Consider the following 18,361-nt stretch of genomic DNA (forward strand, 5'->3'; position numbering starts at 1 on the left):
GGGCTGACCGGTAACCCGAGCGCCTACATCGCGCCGCCCGGCTGATACTCACCGAACTCGTCGCGCATGACGTTACAGATCTCGCCGACCGTCGCGTAGGCTTTGACCGCGTCGATGATGTACGGCATCAGGTTCCGGTCGCTCCGTGCCGCGTCGCGCAGCGCCTCCAGCGCCGCGTCGACCGCTTCGTCGTCGCGCTCCTCGCGGGTCTCCTCGAGACTGTCGATCTTGCGCTGTTGGTCCGCCTCGGTGACCTCCTCGACATCCATCTCGGGGTCCTCGTCGACTTCGAACTCGTTGACGCCGACGATGATCCGCTCTTTCTCCTCGATCTCCCGCTGGCGGTCGAACGCCGTATCCTGGATCTGGCGCTGGACCCACTGTTGCTCGACGGCCTCGAGCATGCCGCCGCGGTCGTCGACCTCGTCCATGATCTCGTAGGCCTCTTCCTCGACGTCGTCGGTCAGCGATTCGACGTAGTAGCTGCCCGCCAGCGGGTCGATGGTGTCGGCCGCGCCGGATTCGTGGGCGAGGATCTGCTGGGTGCGCAGCGCCGTCCGGACGGATTCCTCCGTCGGCAGGGCGAGCGCCTCGTCCTTGCCGTTGGTGTGGAGACTCTGCGTGCCACCCAGCACTGCCGCCAGCGCCTGGTAGGCGACGCGAACGACGTTGTTCTCGATCTGCTGGGCGGTCAGCATCGAGCCCGCGGTCTGGGTGTGGAACTTGAGCTGTTTGGACTTGGGGTCGTCCGGGTCGAAGCGCTCCTCGATGATGTCGTGCCACATCCGGCGGGCCGCGCGGAACTTCGCGACCTCCTCGAAGATGTTGTTGTGGCCGTTGAAGAAAAAGGAGAGTTGGGGCGCGAACTCGTCGACGTCGAGGCCGGCCTCGATCGCCGTCTCGACGTACTCGATCCCGTTGCCGAGCGTGAACGCGAGTTCCTGGGCGGCCGTCGAACCGGCCTCGCGGATGTGATAGCCCGATATCGAGATGGTGTTGAACTTCGGCGTCTCGGAGGCACAGAAGTCGAAGATGTCCGTGATGATCCGCATCGACGGTTCCGGCGGGTAGATGTAGGTGTTGCGCGCGATATACTCCTTCAGGATATCGTTCTGAATCGTCCCGCGAAGCTCCGAGCGGTCGACGCCCTGCTGGTCCCCCACCGCGATGTACATCGCCAGCAGCACCGACGCGGGGGCGTTGATCGTCATCGAGGTCGAGACCTCGTCCAACGGAATGCCGTCGAAGACGGTCTCCATGTCGGCAAGCGAGTCGATCGCCACCCCGGCTTTCCCCACCTCGCCGGCGGCCATGGAGGCGTCCGAGTCGTACCCCATCTGGGTGGGCAGGTCGAACGCCATCGAGAGTCCGGTCTGCCCCTCGTCGAGCAGGTAGTGGTAGCGCTCGTTGGTGTCTTCGGGCGTCGAGAACCCGGCGTACTGGCGCATCGTCCAGAGCCGACCGCGGTAGCCCGTCGAGTAGACGCCGCGCGTGTACGGCGGTTCGCCCGGGTTCCCCAGATCCGCCTCGTAGTCGAGATCGCCGACGTCGTCGGGCGTGTAGAGTCGATCGACCTCCTGACCGCCCGTATCGGTCGTGAACGTTTCCTTGCGCTCGCCGAACCGATCGAGGACCGGTTCGACTGCCGCCTCGTGCCACTCCGCCTTGTTGGCACGGATCTCCTCGAGTTCGTCGGGGTCGAACATTATGATTATCGTGGGTCGGGCGGGGCTTCAACTTTGATGAACACGTCAAGCTTCGCGGTCGCGTCGTCGACTCACGAACCCGTCGACTCACACGCTGTCGCCCGGGTCGTGTTGCCGTGCCATCCGCGACGCTTCCTCGGCGTAGCGTTCCCGCGTCGTCGGATCGTCGACGCTCCCGAGCGCGTCGGGCGAGACGAGGAGTCCGGCTTTCGTGTCTCGAGCGGGGCCGGTAAAGCTGGTCAGCGCGCGCTCCCGACGGTGGTATCGCCGGCCGTCCTCGGTCGCGTAGACGAGAATGATGAGGTTGAGTTCGTCGTCGCCGTACGTTCGCTCGACGAGCCAGACGGGAACGGCGTCGTCCTCGGCGGGAGCGCCGTCGTCTGACCCGTGGTCGTCGGAATCGCTGCGGCCGGCCGTCGAATCGGATCGGTTCGCGGTCATGAGTGTGTTCGGAATCGCCACAATCGCTTATTTCTCACGGCATCGATGGCCCGAACATGTCCAGCGAGCCATCGGGGTCGCCGCTGTCGGCCGACGATACGGGCGATCGGCGTCGAGCGGCCCGTTACGTCGCGCCGTTGCTCGCAGTCGGGGTGGTAATCCTCGGACTCGTGCTCTGCTGGGGGTTGGACCCGCTGTGGGCGTTCGCCGTCCTCCCGCCGATGCTGTTCCTCTCCGGGATCGCCTGGGTCGCGTTCCGATACGGCTTCGACGAGCGCCCCGCCGGATCGGGACCGAACCGGTGAGGCAGGACGGGCGGGCGGTCCCATCGCCGTCATCTACTGGCCCGTATCGTACTTGTACGTCGCCGAGTCCGGATCGATACCGAAGTCCTCGGGGGACTCCGCCTCGTCGGCGTCGTCGCGTCCCTCGGGGGCGTGCTTGAACGCCTTCCGAAGCCGATCCGGCATTCGGAACTCCGCGACGTCGATCGCCAGGGGCACTGCGTCGGGATCGATACCCTCGCGCTTGTCCGCGAGGCGGTCCCGGAGGACCGCCGGCAGGTCGGACTCCTCGATCCGCTGGAAGCCGAACTGGGCGAGGTAGGCCCCGTCGCCGGTCAGGACGTAGACGGTTTCGAACCCCTCGTCGCTGGCGTACTCCACGAGTCGTTCGATGATGTGGGCTCCGACACCCTGCCCGCGCCAGCTCTCGAGGACCCCGATGCTGGTCAGTTCGCAGACGGCTCCCGAGTCCGCATCGGTCTTGTGGATGCGGATGCGACCGAAGCCGGCCTTCTCGCCGGACTCCTCGTCGATCGCGATGACGTAGTCACGGGAGCGAAACGCCGTCTCGTCGAGCCCCATCGACTCGATGTGATCCAGCAGCCAGACCTCCTCCCTGTTTTTCGCGTCCCGAACGTACATGGCCCGACGTAGGAGGTGTGCAGCAAAAAGCGTTTGTGGGTTGCCAGTACGTCGGCGACGCTCCCGCCGTCACCGGGTTGGGATGCTACCACGTTGGTCGGAACGCACACCGACTGTTAGGCCTCTCGAGCCTGAGCACGATCGCGGTCGTGTCGTGCCCGTTCGAGCAACCGCTCGATCCGGTCGTCCGTCGGGGGATGCGTCGAGAGTAATCGCCGCCACGTCTCGTCGTCGCCGGTGTGGACGTACAGAGGAGCGAGCAATCCCGCAGACGGGTCCGCGGTGCGCTGGATCGTCCGGAGCGCGCGAGCGAGTGCAACCGGCCGTCCGGTAAACGGTTGCAGCCCGCTCGTCGGCGGCGTACTCCCGCCGCCGCGAGTGAGCCCGAACGGCCAACGTCGCGAGGAGCAAGTAGATCACGACGCCGCCTTCGATGAGGCCCAGCAGCCGGCCGACGACCGTCCGCGACCACGACTACGGATCGCCTCGGAGCCACGCGACGGCTCGAGCGACCCCCATAATCGCCACCAGCAGCGGCGACAGTAGCAGGACGGCGAGCCCGGCGATCGTCCGGAAGACGCTGTAGGCGAGCGTCTGGACGAAGGCGTCGTACCGCTCGAGGTGGGCGAATTCGTGTGCCACGAGCGCCTCGAGTTCGTCGAGCGAAAGCAGCCCGAAAAGCGACCGATCGAGGACGATGACGCCGCCGCGTCGACTGCCCAGCGCGAAGGCGTTGGGCATCGGCAACCGCGCGATCGCGACGGTCGGCGAGTCGACGCCCATTCGCGACTCGAGATCGTCGAGCCGGTGGTAGAACCGTGGCGCGTGCGATCGCGGGAGTTCGACCGCCTCGAGCCGCGAGAGCAACTGGGTCGTCCCGTACCGGTAGCTCAGATAGCCGCCCACGAGACCGACGCCGATGACAACGAGAAGCGTCGTCCCGGGATCGGGTGCGGAGGCCCGGAGCACGGACAGTGCCCAGTAACTGATCGCCGCCAGCGGAAGAGACCACAGCAGGAGCAGACAGCCGACCAGCGCCATCAGCAGGCGCGTTCCGGTACCGCGTCGACGAGGAGGATGTCTCGGGTCAGTTACGGCCGGGCGACTGAAACGGCTATCGAACGCGAGTCACCGTCGGGACCAGCCCCCCGCGACTACCAGTCCGATGGCTTGTCGTCCGCTCGCCGGGTTCGACGTCGACTCGAGCGTGTCACCCGCGCCCGGACGGCGGTTGCGACGATCACACCGAGCGAGGCGACGAGCAGAAACGAGCAGAAGTACCACGGGTTCGCCTGGACGACGATCAGTCCCCTCGTGGTCCCGGGCACGATACCGAGCGCCAGCAGATAGAACGCGGTGAGGAGCGCGAGCGCAGGCCGACGATAGCCGTGCCAGTAGAGCACCCCGACGAGGACGCCCGAGAGCAGTCCGAGTTGCCCGGAATGGAGCTCGGGGATGGTGCTGAAAATCGACGACAGGACGGTTTCGACGGTCGCCATGCGTTCGGCTCTCTCCCGCGGAGCCGTCCTATGCGTTCCCCTGTATCTGGACAGCTACTATAGCGGGTCGCGACGCGTCGACGGGAGACGCCCGAACCGCCGTCGGCGCGCTCACTCGAGGACCGACGGAAGCCGACAGCGACGGGAGGCGGTAGGTCGGGTCCACGTCCGCTTCGGGTGGCTCCGTTCCGGGCCGGGAGAGCAACACCGAATCGATGCCCGCGTTGTCGGCCGCCCGGACGTCGACGGCTCGATCGCCCACGTACAGCGCGGCGTCCGCCTCGAGTGTGTCCATCGCGGCCTCGATGTTCGTCGGGTCGGGCTTGCGTCGGGCCAGCCCGTCGGGAGTCAGGGGGCAGCCGTAGACGGTCTCGAACAGCGACCGGAGCCCGAACCGGTCGAGCAGCGTCGAGACGACGGTCGGGTGATTGTCGCTGACGATGCCGAGGGGGTGCTCGAGCGACCGCACCGCGGCGATGTCGTCGTACGCGGATCGCAACCCGCGTTCCACTTCCTCGAGTTGGGCACGGACCATCTCGCGGGCGGCCTGGGCACAGAACACATCCGCCTCGATGCCGAGGCCCTGACAGCGGTCGGCGATCGACTCGAAGTCGCCGCCCATGAGTTCCTGAAACGTCTCCGCCGCCGGACCGGACCGGCCGAGTTTCTCGTACGTCCGGCCGAGAGCGTCGGAGAGGCGCTTTGACGACGGTGTTTCGACGACGACGCCGTCGAAGTCGAACAGGACCGCATCGTATGCCATACTGCGCGAGAATATTCACTCGAGGAGCATAATGCTATTGCGTCTCGACCGGCAGCGAGAACGCCGACGAGCGCTGGAACGCGTCGCAGAAACGGTACGGGCGCGATCCGAGAGTGATCGCTCGAGAACGGGTGACACGAGGGCGACCGAGAACCGAACGGTCGGTGCGGCCGCTCACGAATCGAGGGGCCGCTTCACGGCCCGGGATTGCCGTCTCACCGGTTACGACGGCGTCAGCCGATCCCACAGCGACTTCATGTCCTTCGCCGTCGCCAGCGTCTCGAGTTCGCGGAAGGCGGATTGCTCCTCGTCGTAGTTCGACTCGAGGGGGCGCTTGACGTCGTCGCCGAGTTCGAGTTGCTCCGCGATCGTCGTTAGCCCCTCGTAGGCCGTCATCTCGACGCGCTCGGTCATCATGCCCGCGTTCAGGTAGACCATGTTGAGCAGTTCGTCGTCCTCGATCTCGGCCTCGAGTTCGCGTCGATCCTCCTCGAGCCCGTCGAGGATGGCACACTCCCGCGCTTCCGCGGGTCGATCGAGCGCAGCGAAGACCTCCTCGATGCGCTGAATCTGTGTCCGCGTCTCGTCGCGATGGTCGGCAAACCCCTGGCTCATCCGGTCGTTGGTGGTGTCACGGGCCATCTCGTCTAGCGTCTCGACGAGTTCCTGTTCGACGTAGTACTGTTGTGCGAGCTTGTGGACGAACAGCTCGTGGAGATCGTTCATTGCCATACCAAAACTCCCACCGAGAAGTCGCTTAGTCGTGTGCCCCGAACACGCAGGCGCGGCGCGACGGCTGGTTTCACTGCCGCCCGTCGCCGAAACCCGAACCAGGCCCCGCCTTTCTCCGTCCGATTACGGCGCGTCGTCCGGCACGTCGAAGTCGTGGAAGTGTTCGCCCTTCTCCTTGCTGAGGATGTCCAGCGCCGCCGACGCGCCGTCACCGGCGGCGATGACCGCCTGCCACTCCTCGTCTCGGACCATCGCGCCCGTCGCGTACAGGTCGTCGATGCTCGTCTCCGTGTCCAAATCGACGTCGACGGTCCCGTCCTCGGCGAAGTCGATCGCGAGGTCCGCCGCCATCGAGCGGTCGGCACCGGTCGCCAGCACGACGTAGTCGGCCTCGTACTCGCCGTCGTCGGTCTCGAGCCGGAAGCCGCCGTCGTCCGATTCGACGTCGAGCACTTCCTCGCCGACGCGCACGTCGGCTCCGCGGTCGCTGACCTGGCCGCGCGCGAGTTCCATATACTCGCTGCCGTTGATGCTCCGAATGCCGGGATAGTTGAACAGATGGGCCTTGTGCATCCACGTCTCGTCGGTGTCGAACACCGTCGTCTCGAGGCCGTTCTTCGCGGTGAACAGCGCTGCGCTCAGTCCGGCGGGGCCGCCGCCGATGATCGCGACGTCTGGCATAGCCGGTGTGACCACGGACGACGGGATAAAAAAATTCCGACGGCGAACGCGAGCGTCTCGAGCGCCGGACAGTCACGCTCGAAGACGCGATCCTGACGGGCTGGCAAGCGCTGGCACACCCGTTCGGACGGCCACCTGTCAGGTTTCGCCAGCGGTTACGTCGAGTTCGAGTCGGTGGACTCCCCGATTTCCCCGTCGCTTGCGGACCCGGATTCGCTCCCGTCCGGCACATCGGCCTGCATGTGGGACGTGTCTTCCGGCGGGCTCCGATCGGGCTCGGTGTCCTCGACTTGCGCGGGCTCCGCCTGTTCGGGGTCGGGTCCCGTGGCCTCGCTCGCTTCATCCGCCAGCGACGCCTCGGAGAGGTCGACCGCGACGCCTTCGTCGGACTCGTCGTCGTACCGCGGGTCTCCCGGTACTTCGTCACTGAGGGAGGGTTTCACGCGCGGCTCCTCGCCGTCCGCCGTGAACCGAACCGCGTCTTCGCCGGCTCCCGTCATCGCGTCCCCATCGGGGTCGGTCGGCACCCCGCGCGGATTCGTCTCGGTCCGGTTCGTGAGACCGTGTCGCTCGCGTGCACTGTGGGCATCGTCGGCGACCGTCTTCATACTCCTGTCCGCTCCGGACCGACCGCCGTCGTCGGGAACGGGTTCCTCACGGGTGGTGGACCCACCGCCGTTCGACCGTCGCTGCCGGAGTCCGATCCCGATCAGCGTCGTGCCGATCGCTACCCGTATCGCTCGAGCCCGGGTTCCCGTCGACGACCGAGCCGCACGGACGAGCATCGCACAGCCAGCGAAAACGGCGACCGAACCGTTCCGTACGGCTCGAATCAGTATCGGAACGGGTCGCATCGCGTGGGGCCGTCCGTTCTGTTCGGCACTGCTTTCGCCCTCGGTTCGCGGAGAGGGGTCGGATCGAGTGGGTGTCATCGTGTTCCTGTGGTGCTGAGTCGGTCGGTCGTCCCTTCGGTTTCGCGTACGACTCCATCATTGTTGAATGCTACCACAGCAGAGTCGAACCGCCGTTCCTGACGAGCCACCGCCTCGAGTCACTCGAGCAAGCGCCATCACCCCTGACCGCTTTTTCCCCGGGTGTGGATAGCACGAGTCGCTGATCCCTATGTCAGACGACACTCCCGAATATGACTCCCCGCGGTCGGAGTCGCTGTGGCTTGCCACGACCCCAGCGACGGATTACGATCCCTTCGAGGGCGGGCTGGACGTCGACGTCGCGATCGTCGGCGGGGGGATCACCGGATTGAGCGCGGCGATCAATCTGCGGGAGTCCGGTCGGCGCGTCGCGGTCCTCGAGTCGGATCGGATCGTCGAGAGCACCACCGGGCACACGACGGCGAAACTGACCTCCCAGCACGGACTGCTCTACGAGACCCTCATCTCCCGGTTCGGCCGCGAGAAGGCGAGACAGTACGCAAACGCCAACGAGGCGGCGATCGCGGAGGTCGAGCGCCGCGTCGACGACGCGGCCATCGACTGCGACTTCCGGCGAACGGACGCCTACACCTACGCGGCCTCGGCCGCCGATCTCGAGCGGGTCCGCGACGAGGTCGATGCGGCCCAACGAGTCGGACTCCCGGCGTCGTACGTCGAGGAGACGCCGCTGCCGTTCGACGTTCCGGGTGCGGTCCGGTTCGAGGAGCAGGCGGCGTTCCATCCCCGGCAGTACCTGCTCGCGATCGCCGAGACGATCCACGGGGACGGCAGCTACGTGTTCGAGGAGACGCGCGCGCTCGATATCGACCCCGGGTCGCCGTGTCGCGTCGAAACGGAACGCGGTGACGTGATCGCCGACGACGTGGTCGTCGCGACGCAGTTCCCGTTTTTCGACCGCGCCGGCTACTTCGCACGGATGCACCCCCACCGCGCGTATCTGCTTGCGGTTCGCATCCACGGGACGCCCCCGGCGGGGATGTACTACAACACTGCGTCGCCGCCGGCGACGATGCGGCGGTACCCGGCGACCGAGGGGAGCGCGGACGACGAGAACGAGACGCTCCTGATCGTCGGCGGACAGAGCCACAAACCCGGACTCGAGGGGGTGCCGACCTCCGAACGGTACCGCCGGTGTGAGGCGTTCGCCCGCGAGCACTTCGACGTCGCGTCGATCGAGTACCGCTGGTCGACGATGGACTACTCGCCGGTCGATCGGGTCCCCTTCATCGGACGGATCGATCCGTTGACCGACCACGTCTACGTCGGCACCGGGTTCAACGGCTGGGGAATGACGACCGGTACCGCTGCGGGGATGCTCCTCGCCGATCTGATCGTTACGGGATCGAGCCCCTGGGCCGACGTGTTCGATCCCCAACGGCTCACGCCCGGCGCGTCCGCGAAGCGCTTTCTCGCGGAAAACGCCAAAGTCGGGGGCAGCTTCGTCGGCGACCGGATCAAGTCCCTTCTTGCGTCGCTCGAGGCGCGCGGGTCGGGCGGCATCCCCGATACCGGAGAGGCTCGCGTCGTTCGGCGAACGGATCAGCCGCTCGGGATCTATCGGGACGAGGAGGAGACGGTTCACGCCGTCTCGGCGACCTGTCCGCACATGGGCTGTCTCGTCCGGTGGAACGACGCCGAAGCGACCTGGGACTGTCCCTGTCACGGCTCGCGGTTCACCCACGAGGGCGAGGTTCTGTCGGGACCCGCCGTCGAGGGGCTGCTGTACCGAGAGCTCTGATCGGGTCCGACGATCGGCGGGACTCGCCCGCCGTCAGGGGAGCGACACCGCGTCGAGGTCGATCCGGTTCGGCTCGGGGACCGACTCGGCGGATGCGCTCGAGACGGCGTAGCTCGCCCGCTCGCTCGCGGTATCGTCGCCCGGAAGGACGATCACGGCCTTGGCTAACAGCGGCGCGATCACGCCCGCCGCGATCGTCCGGGGATCGGACAGGGGCGTGCGAACGACGACACGGTCGTCGGCTTCGAGACCGGTTTCCGTGACGACCTCGCGTGCGGCCTCGAGCAGTCCCTCGTGCGTAACCGGCCGCTCGCCGTCGGTCAGGATGACCGTTTCGGCATCGATCGACAACGGCGGGAACGAGGGGTTCTCGCTCCAGAGGCCCGCGTCGAAGTGATGGATGTCCGGCGCGTCGGGCTTGTCACCGTAGCCGACTCGTTGCGCGCCGCGGGGTAACTCGTAGTCCGTGAACCGGTCGACGGGTGCGACGAGAGTCCGGAAGTCGTCCTCGTCGGTGAGATCCGCCGGCGGGTCGAATCGGGTCGTTCCCTCGAGTAGCGTCGTCCCGAAAAAGGCCAGCAGTGCGAGGGGGCCGTCGCCGACGACCCCGACGGTGACGCCGTTGCGAACGCCCGCGTGCCGCAGGAAGTTGCCGGCTTTCCACGAGGTCGTACATATCCAGTGGTAGTCGTACTCCCGCCCCGTCGCGTCGACGAGCGCGATCCGATCGTCGCGGAGTTCGCGGGTCAGCAGACCGTCGACCGTCCCAGCGTTCATACTGAACACTCCGTCCCGGGGCCGAAAAAGCACGCCGACTCGCCGTGACGGGCTGCGCTTATGCGTCCCTCATACGACGGGCTCAGTCGTCCGCGGCCACCGGCTCGGCGTGATCGATATCGGTCCCGAGACACTCGAGGAACGTAGCGAGCCACTCGGGATGGTCGGGCCACGCCTGTCCGGTCACGAGGTTCCCGTCGCGCGTAACGCCCTCCGCCCAGTCACCGCCGGCCGTTCGGACGTCCGTCTCGAGCGCCGGATAGCCGGTACAGGTTCGGCCGTCCAGGACGTCCGCGGCGGCGAGGAGTTGGACGCCGTGACACAGGCACGCGACGGGTTTGTCTTCCGCGAAGAAGTGCCGAACGTGCTCGAGAACTGCGTCGTAGGTGCGGAGGTACTCGGGTGCGCGGCCGCCCGGAACGACCAGCGCGTCGTACTCGGCCGGATCGACGGCGTCGAAGTCGTGGGTCAGTTCGAACTGGTGCCCGGGCTTTTCGGTGTATGTCTGGTCGCCCTCGAAGTCGTGGATCGCCGTCGGGCAGGTCTCACCGGCTTCCTTCTCCGGACACACGGCGTGAACGTCGTGTCCCACCATCTCGAGGGCCTGATACGGAACCATGACTTCGTAGTCCTCGACGTAGTCGCCGGCGAGGAGCAGGAGTTGTTGTGCTGGCATTGTAATCCATGCGGTGGTTCGATCGCAACGCCCATAACGTGTGGTGAACGGTACCGTGACACTCAGGTCGCCGGAGCAAACCCGTTCGGTTCGGCAGGGCGGCGGGGACGAAACGCGACTCAGAACGCCCGCTTGATCTTCTCGAAGAAGCCTTCGGTCACTTCGATCTCGTCGCCGCCGGCTTCCGCGAAGGCCTCGAGCGCCTCGCGCTGGTCCTCGTTCAAGCTCTCCGGAGTGACGACTTGGACCTGCACGTAGAGGTCACCCTGCCCGCGACCGCGGAGACGCGGCATGCCCTTTCCTTCGAGGCGGAAGGTCTCGCCGCTCTGGGTCCCCGCTGGGATCTCGAACTCGGCAGCACCCTCGAGCGTCGGGACTTCGACGGTGTCGCCGAAGGTCGCCTGCGGGAACGAGATCGGCAGCCGGTACTGGAGGTCGTCGCCCTCGCGTTCGAACTCGTCGTGTTCGCGGATCGAGACGTCGATCAGCAGGTCGCCGTGGGGACCGTTCTCTGGGCTGGGCGCGCCCTCGCCTTCCATTCGAAGGGTCTGGCCCTCCTGAATGCCCGCCGGGACTTCGACGGTCAGCGTCGCCTCGGTGCGGACGTAGCCCTCGCCGCGACACTCGCCGCAGGTCTCGGAGTACAGCGTCCCCTCGCCCTCACAGCGGGGACAGGCCGTCGTCTGTTGGACCCGACCGAGCGGCGTCTGCTGGACCTGCGTCACCTGCCCGCGACCCTGACATTGCGGACAGGTTTCGGCGTCGGCCTCCGGCGGATGACCCTCGCCCGCACAGCTCCCACACTCCTCTGGTCGTTCGACGGTGAACTGCTTTTCAGCCCCCTCGTAGGCCTCCTCGAGATCGATCTCGAGTTCGGTCCGCAGGTCCCGTCCTTTGCGCGGCTGCCGGCGGCCGCGTCCGCCGCCACCGCCACCGCCGAAGACCTGTTCGAAGAGGTCGCCGAGACCGCCACCGCCACCCATACCGCCACCGCCCATGCCGCCGAACGGGCCGCCACCCATGCCGCCGGCACCGCCGCCCTCGCTGGCGTCGAAGCCGTGTTTTTCGGCCTGTTCGTAGCGGTCGTGGCCCATCCGGTCGTAGGCCTCGCGCTTCTCCTCGTCGGTTAGGACCTGCTTTGCCTTCTGGATCTTCTTGAATTTCTCCTCGGCATCGGGGTCGTCGCTGACGTCCGGGTGATACTCGGTGGCCTTCGACCGATACGCCTGTTTGATCTCCTCGGCAGACGCGTCGGGGCTCACGCCGAGAACGTCGTAGAAGTCCTCGCTCATTCGTTGTGCAACCGATACTCGGTTGAGCCACTTGAAACGAACGTTCCATGGAGCATGCGACCCAGTGCGCTCGTGTCCTATCAGGAGCGACCCCAACCACCGCTGCAGTTCACTGCCGTCCGGTTGCAACAGTGGCGAGGACTCGTTCGCCGTGACACGATCCCTCAGATCGAACTTGTAAAGAGGGACTCGTCGTAGTCATCCGTCACATCAACGGCCGCCCGTGATACGAGATGTTTGACAATCTCGATTCGGACGCGTACCGGTCGCCATACCGGACTGCCCTGTTCTAACGTCGGGAACGAAAGACCGCAGCGGCTGAACGCGATCAGGACGGTGACCGATACAATGACTCTCAAACGAAAACGGGGGTTAGCCGTCGATCCATACATACCAGATGACTGTTGCGAAGACGGCGGCGAATACGAACGAGGTCCCGATCGCGTCCGCTACGGATCGGCCTGTGTAAATTCCAGTTATGAACGACGCGGAAAAAGTAACGGAAAAATAGACTATCGTCTTTCTGACTCGAATCGAATCGAACCCGTCGTTTGGCTGCTGATCCGACATCGGTAGTTGGCTCACTGGTGGATTCGTTGGTGGTTCTACACGTCGTGTGGCAATCAATCATGCGGTCGAAAACGAGAGCCGATTAGCAGTACCCTCTTTCTTTCCGAGGGTTGTCGTGGGTATGGCCGCCCATTCGAGAGGCTGGCTCGACGAACGCAAATCAACAGCGGGCCAACGCGACTCGGCGGCCGGATTACAGTCAGCACTCGTCCGCCGGTTTCGAAACTACAAGTGAGAAGTAGCTCGTTACTCCTCGTCGTCCTCGTCGAAGTCGACGTCCTCGAAGTCGGCGTCGACGAACTCCTCGTCCTCGCCGCCGGCAGCGCCGGCGTCGGGACCGGGGTTCGGACCGCCGCCCATGCCGCCGGGGCCTGCACCGGCACCGGCCGCACCGCCAGCACCCGCAGCACCGCCGGCAGCGCCGGCACCGGCCTCCTGCTGGTAGATCTGCTTGCCGATCTCCTGCAGTTCCTCGCTCAGGGCCTCGGTCGCGGACTCGATGTCGTCGGCGTCGGCATCGTCGTCGTCGATCGTCTCCTCCAAGTCCTCGATCGCGGCCTCGATATCGGCACGGAGGTCGTCGTCGACCTGCTCGTCGTTCTCCTCGAGCAGCGTTTCCGCGCGCTGGATCGTCGCCTCGGCGGCGTTACGCGCTTCGATGCGCTCGCGCTTTTGCTGGTCTTCCTCGGCGTGTTTCTCGGCCTCTTCCTGCATTTTCTCGATCTGCTCGTCGGAGAGACCGGCACCGCCCTCGATGGTGATCTCCTCGGTGGTGCCGCTGCCTTTGTCCTCCGCCGAGACGTTGACGATGCCGTTTTCGTCGATCGAGAAGGACACCTCGATCTGTGGCGTACCGGCGGGGGCCGGCGGGATGCCGGTCAGGTGGAACTCGCCGAGCAGTTCGTTCTCTTCGGCCAGTTCGCGCTCGCCCTGGAAGACACGGACCTGTACCGTGGTCTGGTTGTCCGCTGCGGTGGTGAACACCTTCGACTCCTCGGTCGGAATCGTCGTGTTCTTCTCGATAAGTCGTTCGAAGAGCCCTCCTTTGACCTCGATCCCGAGCGAAAGCGGCGTGACGTCGAGCAGGACGATGTCGTCGACCTCGCCGCCCAGGACGCCGCCCTGAATCGCCGCGCCCAGCGCGACGGCCTCGTCGGGATTGACGTTCTTCTGGGGCTCTTCGCCGATGAGTTCCTCGACCTTCTCGGAGACCTGCGGCATTCGGGTCGAGCCACCGACCAGGAGGACCTCGTCGATGTCGTCCTTGCTGTAGTCGGCGTCCTCGAGTGCCTGCTCGGTCGGCTCGACCGTGCGGTCGATGAGGTCGCTGGTGAGCGATTCGAACTTCGCGCGGGTCAGCGACTCCTCCAGGTGGATCGGGCCGTCGTCGGTCGCCGTGATGAACGGCAGGTTGATCTCGGTCTCCTTGCGCGAGGAGAGTTCGATCTTGGCCTCCTCGGCGGCGTCTTTCAGCCGCTGGAGTGCCTGCCGGTCCTCGTGGAGGTCGATCCCGTGTTCGGCCTCGAACTGGTCGGCGAGGTAGTCGATGATTGCCTCGTCCCAGTCGTCGCCGCCGAGATCGTTGTCACCGTTGGTCGCGACGACCTCGTAGACGCCGCCGCCGAGATCGAGAATCGAGACGTCGAAGGTGCCGCCGCCGAGGTCGTAGACGAGCACGGTCTGGTCGGAATCGTCGTCGAGGCCGTAGGCCATCGACGCGGCGGTCGGCTCGTTGATGATGCGCTCGACCTCGAAGCCGGCGATCTCGCCGGCGTCTTTGGTCGCCTGGCGCTGTCGGTCGGAGAAGTACGCCGGGACCGTGATGACGGCTTTCTCGACCTCGTCGCCGAGATAGTCCTCGGCGTCGCGTTTGATCTTCTGGAGGATCATCGCCGAGATCTCCTCGGGCGTATACTCCTCGCCCTCGATCTCGACGGTGTAGTCCTCCTCGCCGATGTGGCGCTTGATCGACGCGATCGTCTTTTCGGGGTTCTGGATCGCCTGGTTCTTCGCCGGTTTCCCAACGAGTCGCTCGTCGTCGGTAAAGGCGACGACGGAGGGCGTCGTCCGTTCGCCTTCGGCGTTGACGATGATCTCCGGATCGCCGCCTTCCATCACCGCGAACGCACTGTTCGTCGTCCCCAGGTCGATTCCGAGAATTTTGTTGCTCGCCATCGTGGACGGGTATTGTGCGCACTTTGTTTTAAAGGTTACTAGCTGAACGACGAAGCCGAATAAAATACGACTCTGCCGGCGTACAGCCTCGCTCGCGACAGTTGGCTCGCAGTAAAAATCAGCGTCGATCCGGCGTTCGCTCGAGCGGTCGGTACTCGACGAACCCGGGCGTTACTCGTCCGCTTCGTCGGCGGAAGCGTCCGTCCCGTCGGCGGTGACTTCGCCGCCGAGTTCGATTGCGTCGTCCTCGGCGTCCGTCGAATCGCCCTCGGCCGTCGCGTCGTCGTCCTCGCCGTCCCCGTCGGTCGACTCGGCGGCGTTCTCGGCGGCTTCGTCACTGTCGCCGTCGGCGAGGTCGCCGTTCGAGACGGTCACCTGGGCGTTCTGAATGACCTTGCCGCCCATCTCGTAGCCGGGCGTGTAGACGTCGGCGACGGTTCCCTCGGGCTGGTCGCTGTCGACCTGCATCATGACCTCGTGGCGCTGTGGGTCGGTCTCGGTCCCGGGGTCGGGATCGATCTCGGAGACGTTCTCGTCCTCGAGAATCCGATCGAACTCGCGCAGCGTCATCTCGACGCCGTCCCGGAGGCTCTCGGCGTCGCCGCTATCTTCCTCGAGAGCGCGCTTGAGGTTGTCGCGGACGCCGATGAGTCGCTCGACGAGGTCCTCGGTGGCGCGATCTTTGATCTGTTGTTGGCGCTTTTTCGCGCGTTTCTTGTAGTTCTGGAAATCCGCCTGCTTGCGCTTGAGCCGGCTTTCGAGGTCCTCGATCTCCTCGCTGTACTCCTCGAGTCGCTCGTCGCGCTCGTCGACGGCCTGCTCGTACTCATCCAGTTCGTCCTGAAGGTCGCCGATGGTTTCGGCCTGTGACTCGATGCGCTCCGTGAGGTCCTCGAGTTCCTCGCGCTGGTGTTTGACGGTCCCGTTGAGATCACGGGCCTCCTCGACGATGGAGCCGACCTTGCGGGCGAGTTCGTCGTCGTACTCCGTGACCCGATCGAGCACGTGCTGGATGTCCTCGCTCGTTTCGGGCGCGTCGTCGGCGTCGCCGCTCGTCTCGGTATCCTGTTCCGCGTCGGCGTCCGCGCCCGTGGCTGCCGATTCCGCGTCGGCCGCCTCGGGAGTCGGTTCCGATTCCCCATCCGTCGACGCCGCGGGGCCCACGTCGGTCGTCTCGCCGTCGTCGGTGTTCTCCGCGGACGGGACACCCTGGGCTGACGTGTCCGTGCCCTCGTCTTCGCTCATATGCCAGTCAACGAACAGCGGTAATAAAAGGGTTGAGGTAGCCGGATCACGGTGGCCGAGCGGGACCACGGCGTTGCCGTGCAGGGGTGATGACCGTGCTCACCGGTTCGACGGCCGGTACCGATGGGGCCGCTGCGTCGACGGAAAGCATCATAACAATTGTGTCCGTTCTAGAAGTATGAGTCAAGATAACAGGGAAACCGTCGCGGACGTAATGTCAACGCCGCTGGAGACGATTTCGGGAGATGCGACGGTCATGGAGGCCACGAAACGGATGCGCGAGACGGAGATCAACGCGTTGGTCGTTCGAACCTCGCCGCGGGCGATCATCAGCAGTACGGACGTCCTCGACGCCGTCGCTGCCGGCCGAGACGTTTCGGAGTTGACCGTGTCCGACGTGATGACGACCGACGTCGAGACCGCCACCCCGGACCTCTACATGGAAGAGGTCGCCGCGATGATGACCACCTACGGTATCAAACACCTCCCGGTCGTCGACGACGACTACGTCGGGATGGTCTCCTCGACCGACGTCACCGCCCATCTCTCGTAAGGTCGACCCCGGAGGTAGTTCGCGGTCCTCGAGCGCGCTGCTCTCGAGACTACCGACACCGGACAGTATTTGTATGCCCTGCCCCGACTGTGGCCCGTGACGAGGGCAGCGAGCGGCACCGAGACCGCGATCGAACTCCGGTACGAGGACGGGACGATCCGAATCGACGGCCTCAGTGAGTCGTCGGTCCCGCCGTCGACGCTCCGACCGTCGGTCCCCGCTCTCGAGGCCGACTCCCGAACGAACGGTTGGCGGGTTCCCGCCGGCAGCTACGCCGATTTGCGGGCCGCCATCGCGGAGACCGACCTCGCGGTCGACGATCGCGTCCTCGACCTCGCGTCCGTTCCGGCGCTCCGGTCGGCGTACGAACTCCGCGACTATCAGGCGACGGCGCTCGAGACCTGGCTTGCGACCGACCGCTGGGCCGACGGCCCCGCTCTCGAGTCCGTCGGGCGAGCGCCCGCCGGGGTCCTCGAACTCCCGACCGGCAGCGGGAAGACGGTCATCGCGCTGCAGGCGATCGAGCGGCTCTCGGTCCCGACGCTCGTCGTCGTCCCGACGATCGACCTCCTCGAGCAGTGGGAGCGCGAACTCGACCGCGAGTTCGACGTTCCGATCGGGCGCTTCGGCGGCGGGGAGCAGCGCCTCGAGCCGATCACCGTCTCGACGTACGATTCGGCGTATCTCAAGGCGGATTCTGTCGGCGACCGATTCGGTTGCGTCGTCTTCGACGAGGTCCACCACCTCGGCGGCGAGGGGTATCGCGAGATCGCCCGGCTGCTCGCCGCGCCGGCGCGCCTCGGGCTGACCGCGACGTTCGAGCGGCCCGACGGGGCCCACGAGGTCATCGAGGAGATCGTCGGCCCGCTGGTCCATCGGGTCGACGTGGACGAACTCGCGGGGGACCACCTCGCGAACTACGACGTCAAGCGGCTCGCGGTCTCGCTCACCCCCGAAGAACGTGCGGAGTACGACCGCACGCAGGGAATTTTCACGGAGTACCTCGCGAAGTCGGGCATCGACATGCGGAGCGGTTCGGACTATCAGGAACTCGTCAAGCGATCCGGCACCGATCCCGAGGCTCGCGAGGCGCTGCTCGCCCGCCAGCGCGCGCGGGAACTCATGCTCGGCAGCGAGAACAAACTCGAGGCGCTGGCGGGGATTCTCGACGACCACCGCGGCGAGCGGACGATCGTCTTTACCGCCCACAACGACCTCGCGTACGACGTCAGCGAGCGGTTTCTGATCCCGACGATCACCCACCAGACCGGTGCCGCGGAGCGCCGGGAGATCCTGGAGCGCTTTCGCGAGGGGACCTATACCCGGATCGCGACCTCGAACGTGCTCGACGAGGGCGTCGACGTGCCCGATGCAACCGTCGCCGTCGTGCTCTCCGGCAGCGGCAGCGAGCGCGAGTTCACGCAGCGACTCGGGCGAATCCTGCGGCCGACCGCCGACGGCGGACGCGCGCTGCTCTACGAGGTCGTCAGCGAGGAGACAGGGGAGGTACGCGTCGCCGATAGACGGCGGTAACGATCCCCTCACCGGCTTCCGGGAGCCGGTCGGCCGACGGTTCGGTCGGCATCGATCGGTCCCCGTCGATGCGGGCGGTCGTCCCGCGGCCGACTGCAGCG

The 18,361-nt window shown here is 66.0% G+C and carries 17 protein-coding genes and 1 pseudogene; 4 read left to right on the top strand and 14 right to left on the bottom strand.

From position 1 onward, the window contains the following. Nucleotides 1-23: 23 nt before the first annotated feature. Together ALTAJ2_RS13795 and ALTAJ2_RS13800 are read right to left on the bottom strand one after the other, a co-directional pair. Complete coding sequence (locus ALTAJ2_RS13795) at nucleotides 24-1,706, bottom strand: acyl-CoA mutase large subunit family protein (RefSeq protein WP_007109384.1); 1,683 nt, start codon at nucleotides 1,704-1,706, stop codon at nucleotides 24-26. 87 nt (nucleotides 1,707-1,793) lie between these two features. Next, nucleotides 1,794-2,147 (bottom strand): hypothetical protein, encoded by a 354-nt coding sequence (locus ALTAJ2_RS13800; protein ID WP_049900374.1) that lies wholly within the window; start codon nucleotides 2,145-2,147, stop codon nucleotides 1,794-1,796. 56 nt (nucleotides 2,148-2,203) lie between these two features. On the opposite strand from ALTAJ2_RS13800, the gene ALTAJ2_RS13805 reads away from it, so the two are divergent. After that, nucleotides 2,204-2,452, top strand: coding sequence for a DUF4118 domain-containing protein (locus tag ALTAJ2_RS13805; protein WP_007109386.1), 249 nt, complete (start codon nucleotides 2,204-2,206; stop codon nucleotides 2,450-2,452). 33 nt (nucleotides 2,453-2,485) lie between these two features. On the opposite strand, the gene ALTAJ2_RS13810 is transcribed toward ALTAJ2_RS13805, so the two are convergent. The 7 genes and pseudogenes from ALTAJ2_RS13810 to ALTAJ2_RS19225 form a co-directional block, all read right to left on the bottom strand. After that, a complete protein-coding gene (locus ALTAJ2_RS13810; protein ID WP_007109387.1) occupies nucleotides 2,486-3,073 on the bottom strand; it encodes a GNAT family N-acetyltransferase in 588 nt (195 codons plus the stop codon). A gap of 116 nt (nucleotides 3,074-3,189) precedes the next feature. Beyond that, nucleotides 3,190-4,114 (bottom strand): annotated as a pseudogene (locus ALTAJ2_RS13815) (M48 family metallopeptidase). A 113-nt stretch (nucleotides 4,115-4,227) separates the two neighbouring features. Beyond that, a complete protein-coding gene (locus ALTAJ2_RS13820; RefSeq protein ID WP_007109388.1) occupies nucleotides 4,228-4,572 on the bottom strand; it encodes a hypothetical protein in 345 nt (114 codons plus the stop codon). Nucleotides 4,573-4,600: 28 nt separating this feature from the next. Continuing rightward, nucleotides 4,601-5,335: an HAD family hydrolase gene (locus ALTAJ2_RS13825; RefSeq protein ID WP_007109389.1), complete on the bottom strand. Its 735-nt coding sequence runs from the start codon at nucleotides 5,333-5,335 to the stop codon at nucleotides 4,601-4,603. Between the two features lie 222 nt (nucleotides 5,336-5,557). After that, nucleotides 5,558-6,061 (bottom strand): YciE/YciF ferroxidase family protein, encoded by a 504-nt coding sequence (locus ALTAJ2_RS13830; RefSeq protein ID WP_007109390.1) that lies wholly within the window; start codon nucleotides 6,059-6,061, stop codon nucleotides 5,558-5,560. Between the two features lie 129 nt (nucleotides 6,062-6,190). After that, complete coding sequence (locus ALTAJ2_RS13835; protein WP_007109391.1) at nucleotides 6,191-6,748, bottom strand: NAD(P)/FAD-dependent oxidoreductase; 558 nt, start codon at nucleotides 6,746-6,748, stop codon at nucleotides 6,191-6,193. Between the two features lie 155 nt (nucleotides 6,749-6,903). Beyond that, nucleotides 6,904-7,356, bottom strand: a complete 453-nt coding sequence (locus tag ALTAJ2_RS19225) for a prolipoprotein diacylglyceryl transferase (protein WP_144240252.1) — start codon at nucleotides 7,354-7,356, stop codon at nucleotides 6,904-6,906. Between the two features lie 514 nt (nucleotides 7,357-7,870). On the opposite strand from ALTAJ2_RS19225, the gene ALTAJ2_RS13845 reads away from it, so the two are divergent. Beyond that, the gene (locus ALTAJ2_RS13845) at nucleotides 7,871-9,439 is read left to right on the top strand and encodes an FAD-dependent oxidoreductase (protein WP_007109393.1); all 1,569 of its coding nucleotides are present in this window, start codon (nucleotides 7,871-7,873) and stop codon (nucleotides 9,437-9,439) included. Between the two features lie 33 nt (nucleotides 9,440-9,472). Here the strand turns inward: ALTAJ2_RS13845 and ALTAJ2_RS13850 are convergent, their stop codons facing one another. From ALTAJ2_RS13850 to grpE, 5 genes are all read right to left on the bottom strand, one after another. Then, nucleotides 9,473-10,216 carry a hypothetical protein gene (locus ALTAJ2_RS13850; RefSeq protein WP_007109394.1) on the bottom strand — a complete coding sequence of 248 codons (744 nt, stop codon included), beginning with the start codon at nucleotides 10,214-10,216 and terminating at the stop codon, nucleotides 9,473-9,475. An 82-nt stretch (nucleotides 10,217-10,298) separates the two neighbouring features. Continuing rightward, nucleotides 10,299-10,892, bottom strand: a complete 594-nt coding sequence (locus ALTAJ2_RS13855; RefSeq protein ID WP_007109395.1) for a DJ-1/PfpI family protein — start codon at nucleotides 10,890-10,892, stop codon at nucleotides 10,299-10,301. Between the two features lie 119 nt (nucleotides 10,893-11,011). After that, entirely contained in the window at nucleotides 11,012-12,184 is a 1,173-nt protein-coding gene (gene dnaJ / locus ALTAJ2_RS13860) for a molecular chaperone DnaJ (protein WP_007109396.1), read from the bottom strand. A gap of 816 nt (nucleotides 12,185-13,000) precedes the next feature. Further along, nucleotides 13,001-14,929, bottom strand: a complete 1,929-nt coding sequence (gene dnaK, locus ALTAJ2_RS13870; RefSeq protein WP_050031474.1) for a molecular chaperone DnaK — start codon at nucleotides 14,927-14,929, stop codon at nucleotides 13,001-13,003. A 171-nt stretch (nucleotides 14,930-15,100) separates the two neighbouring features. Then, entirely contained in the window at nucleotides 15,101-16,174 is a 1,074-nt protein-coding gene (grpE, locus tag ALTAJ2_RS13875; protein WP_050031475.1) for a nucleotide exchange factor GrpE, read from the bottom strand. A 178-nt stretch (nucleotides 16,175-16,352) separates the two neighbouring features. Between grpE and ALTAJ2_RS13880 the strand changes: the two genes are divergently transcribed. Then, nucleotides 16,353-16,727: a CBS domain-containing protein gene (locus ALTAJ2_RS13880; RefSeq protein ID WP_049900376.1), complete on the top strand. Its 375-nt coding sequence runs from the start codon at nucleotides 16,353-16,355 to the stop codon at nucleotides 16,725-16,727. 96 nt (nucleotides 16,728-16,823) lie between these two features. Next, nucleotides 16,824-18,260 carry a DEAD/DEAH box helicase family protein gene (locus ALTAJ2_RS13885; protein WP_007109402.1) on the top strand — a complete coding sequence of 479 codons (1,437 nt, stop codon included), beginning with the start codon at nucleotides 16,824-16,826 and terminating at the stop codon, nucleotides 18,258-18,260. Nucleotides 18,261-18,361: the final 101 nt, after the last annotated feature.

Source organism: Natrinema altunense (genome assembly GCF_000731985.1).
Lineage (GTDB): Archaea > Halobacteriota > Halobacteria > Halobacteriales > Natrialbaceae > Natrinema > Natrinema altunense.

What these genes read in the sequence shown, in the direction of transcription:
- ALTAJ2_RS13800 (WP_049900374.1), bottom strand. Translation starts at nt 2,147, where the DNA reads ATGACCGCGAACCGATCCGATTCGACGGCCGGCCGCAGCGATTCCGAC.
- ALTAJ2_RS13830 (WP_007109390.1), bottom strand. Translation starts at nt 6,061, where the DNA reads ATGAACGATCTCCACGAGCTGTTCGTCCACAAGCTCGCACAACAGTAC.
- grpE (WP_050031475.1), bottom strand. Translation starts at nt 16,174, where the DNA reads ATGAGCGAAGACGAGGGCACGGACACGTCAGCCCAGGGTGTCCCGTCC.
- ALTAJ2_RS13795 (WP_007109384.1), bottom strand. Translation starts at nt 1,706, where the DNA reads ATGTTCGACCCCGACGAACTCGAGGAGATCCGTGCCAACAAGGCGGAG.
- ALTAJ2_RS13880 (WP_049900376.1), top strand. Translation starts at nt 16,353, where the DNA reads ATGAGTCAAGATAACAGGGAAACCGTCGCGGACGTAATGTCAACGCCG.
- dnaJ (WP_007109396.1), bottom strand. Translation starts at nt 12,184, where the DNA reads ATGAGCGAGGACTTCTACGACGTTCTCGGCGTGAGCCCCGACGCGTCT.
- ALTAJ2_RS13850 (WP_007109394.1), bottom strand. Translation starts at nt 10,216, where the DNA reads ATGAACGCTGGGACGGTCGACGGTCTGCTGACCCGCGAACTCCGCGAC.
- ALTAJ2_RS13810 (WP_007109387.1), bottom strand. Translation starts at nt 3,073, where the DNA reads ATGTACGTTCGGGACGCGAAAAACAGGGAGGAGGTCTGGCTGCTGGAT.
- ALTAJ2_RS13835 (WP_007109391.1), bottom strand. Translation starts at nt 6,748, where the DNA reads ATGCCAGACGTCGCGATCATCGGCGGCGGCCCCGCCGGACTGAGCGCA.
- ALTAJ2_RS13845 (WP_007109393.1), top strand. Translation starts at nt 7,871, where the DNA reads ATGTCAGACGACACTCCCGAATATGACTCCCCGCGGTCGGAGTCGCTG.
- dnaK (WP_050031474.1), bottom strand. Translation starts at nt 14,929, where the DNA reads ATGGCGAGCAACAAAATTCTCGGAATCGACCTGGGGACGACGAACAGT.
- ALTAJ2_RS13820 (WP_007109388.1), bottom strand. Translation starts at nt 4,572, where the DNA reads ATGGCGACCGTCGAAACCGTCCTGTCGTCGATTTTCAGCACCATCCCC.
- ALTAJ2_RS13855 (WP_007109395.1), bottom strand. Translation starts at nt 10,892, where the DNA reads ATGCCAGCACAACAACTCCTGCTCCTCGCCGGCGACTACGTCGAGGAC.
- ALTAJ2_RS13825 (WP_007109389.1), bottom strand. Translation starts at nt 5,335, where the DNA reads ATGGCATACGATGCGGTCCTGTTCGACTTCGACGGCGTCGTCGTCGAA.
- ALTAJ2_RS13805 (WP_007109386.1), top strand. Translation starts at nt 2,204, where the DNA reads ATGTCCAGCGAGCCATCGGGGTCGCCGCTGTCGGCCGACGATACGGGC.
- ALTAJ2_RS19225 (WP_144240252.1), bottom strand. Translation starts at nt 7,356, where the DNA reads ATGAAGACGGTCGCCGACGATGCCCACAGTGCACGCGAGCGACACGGT.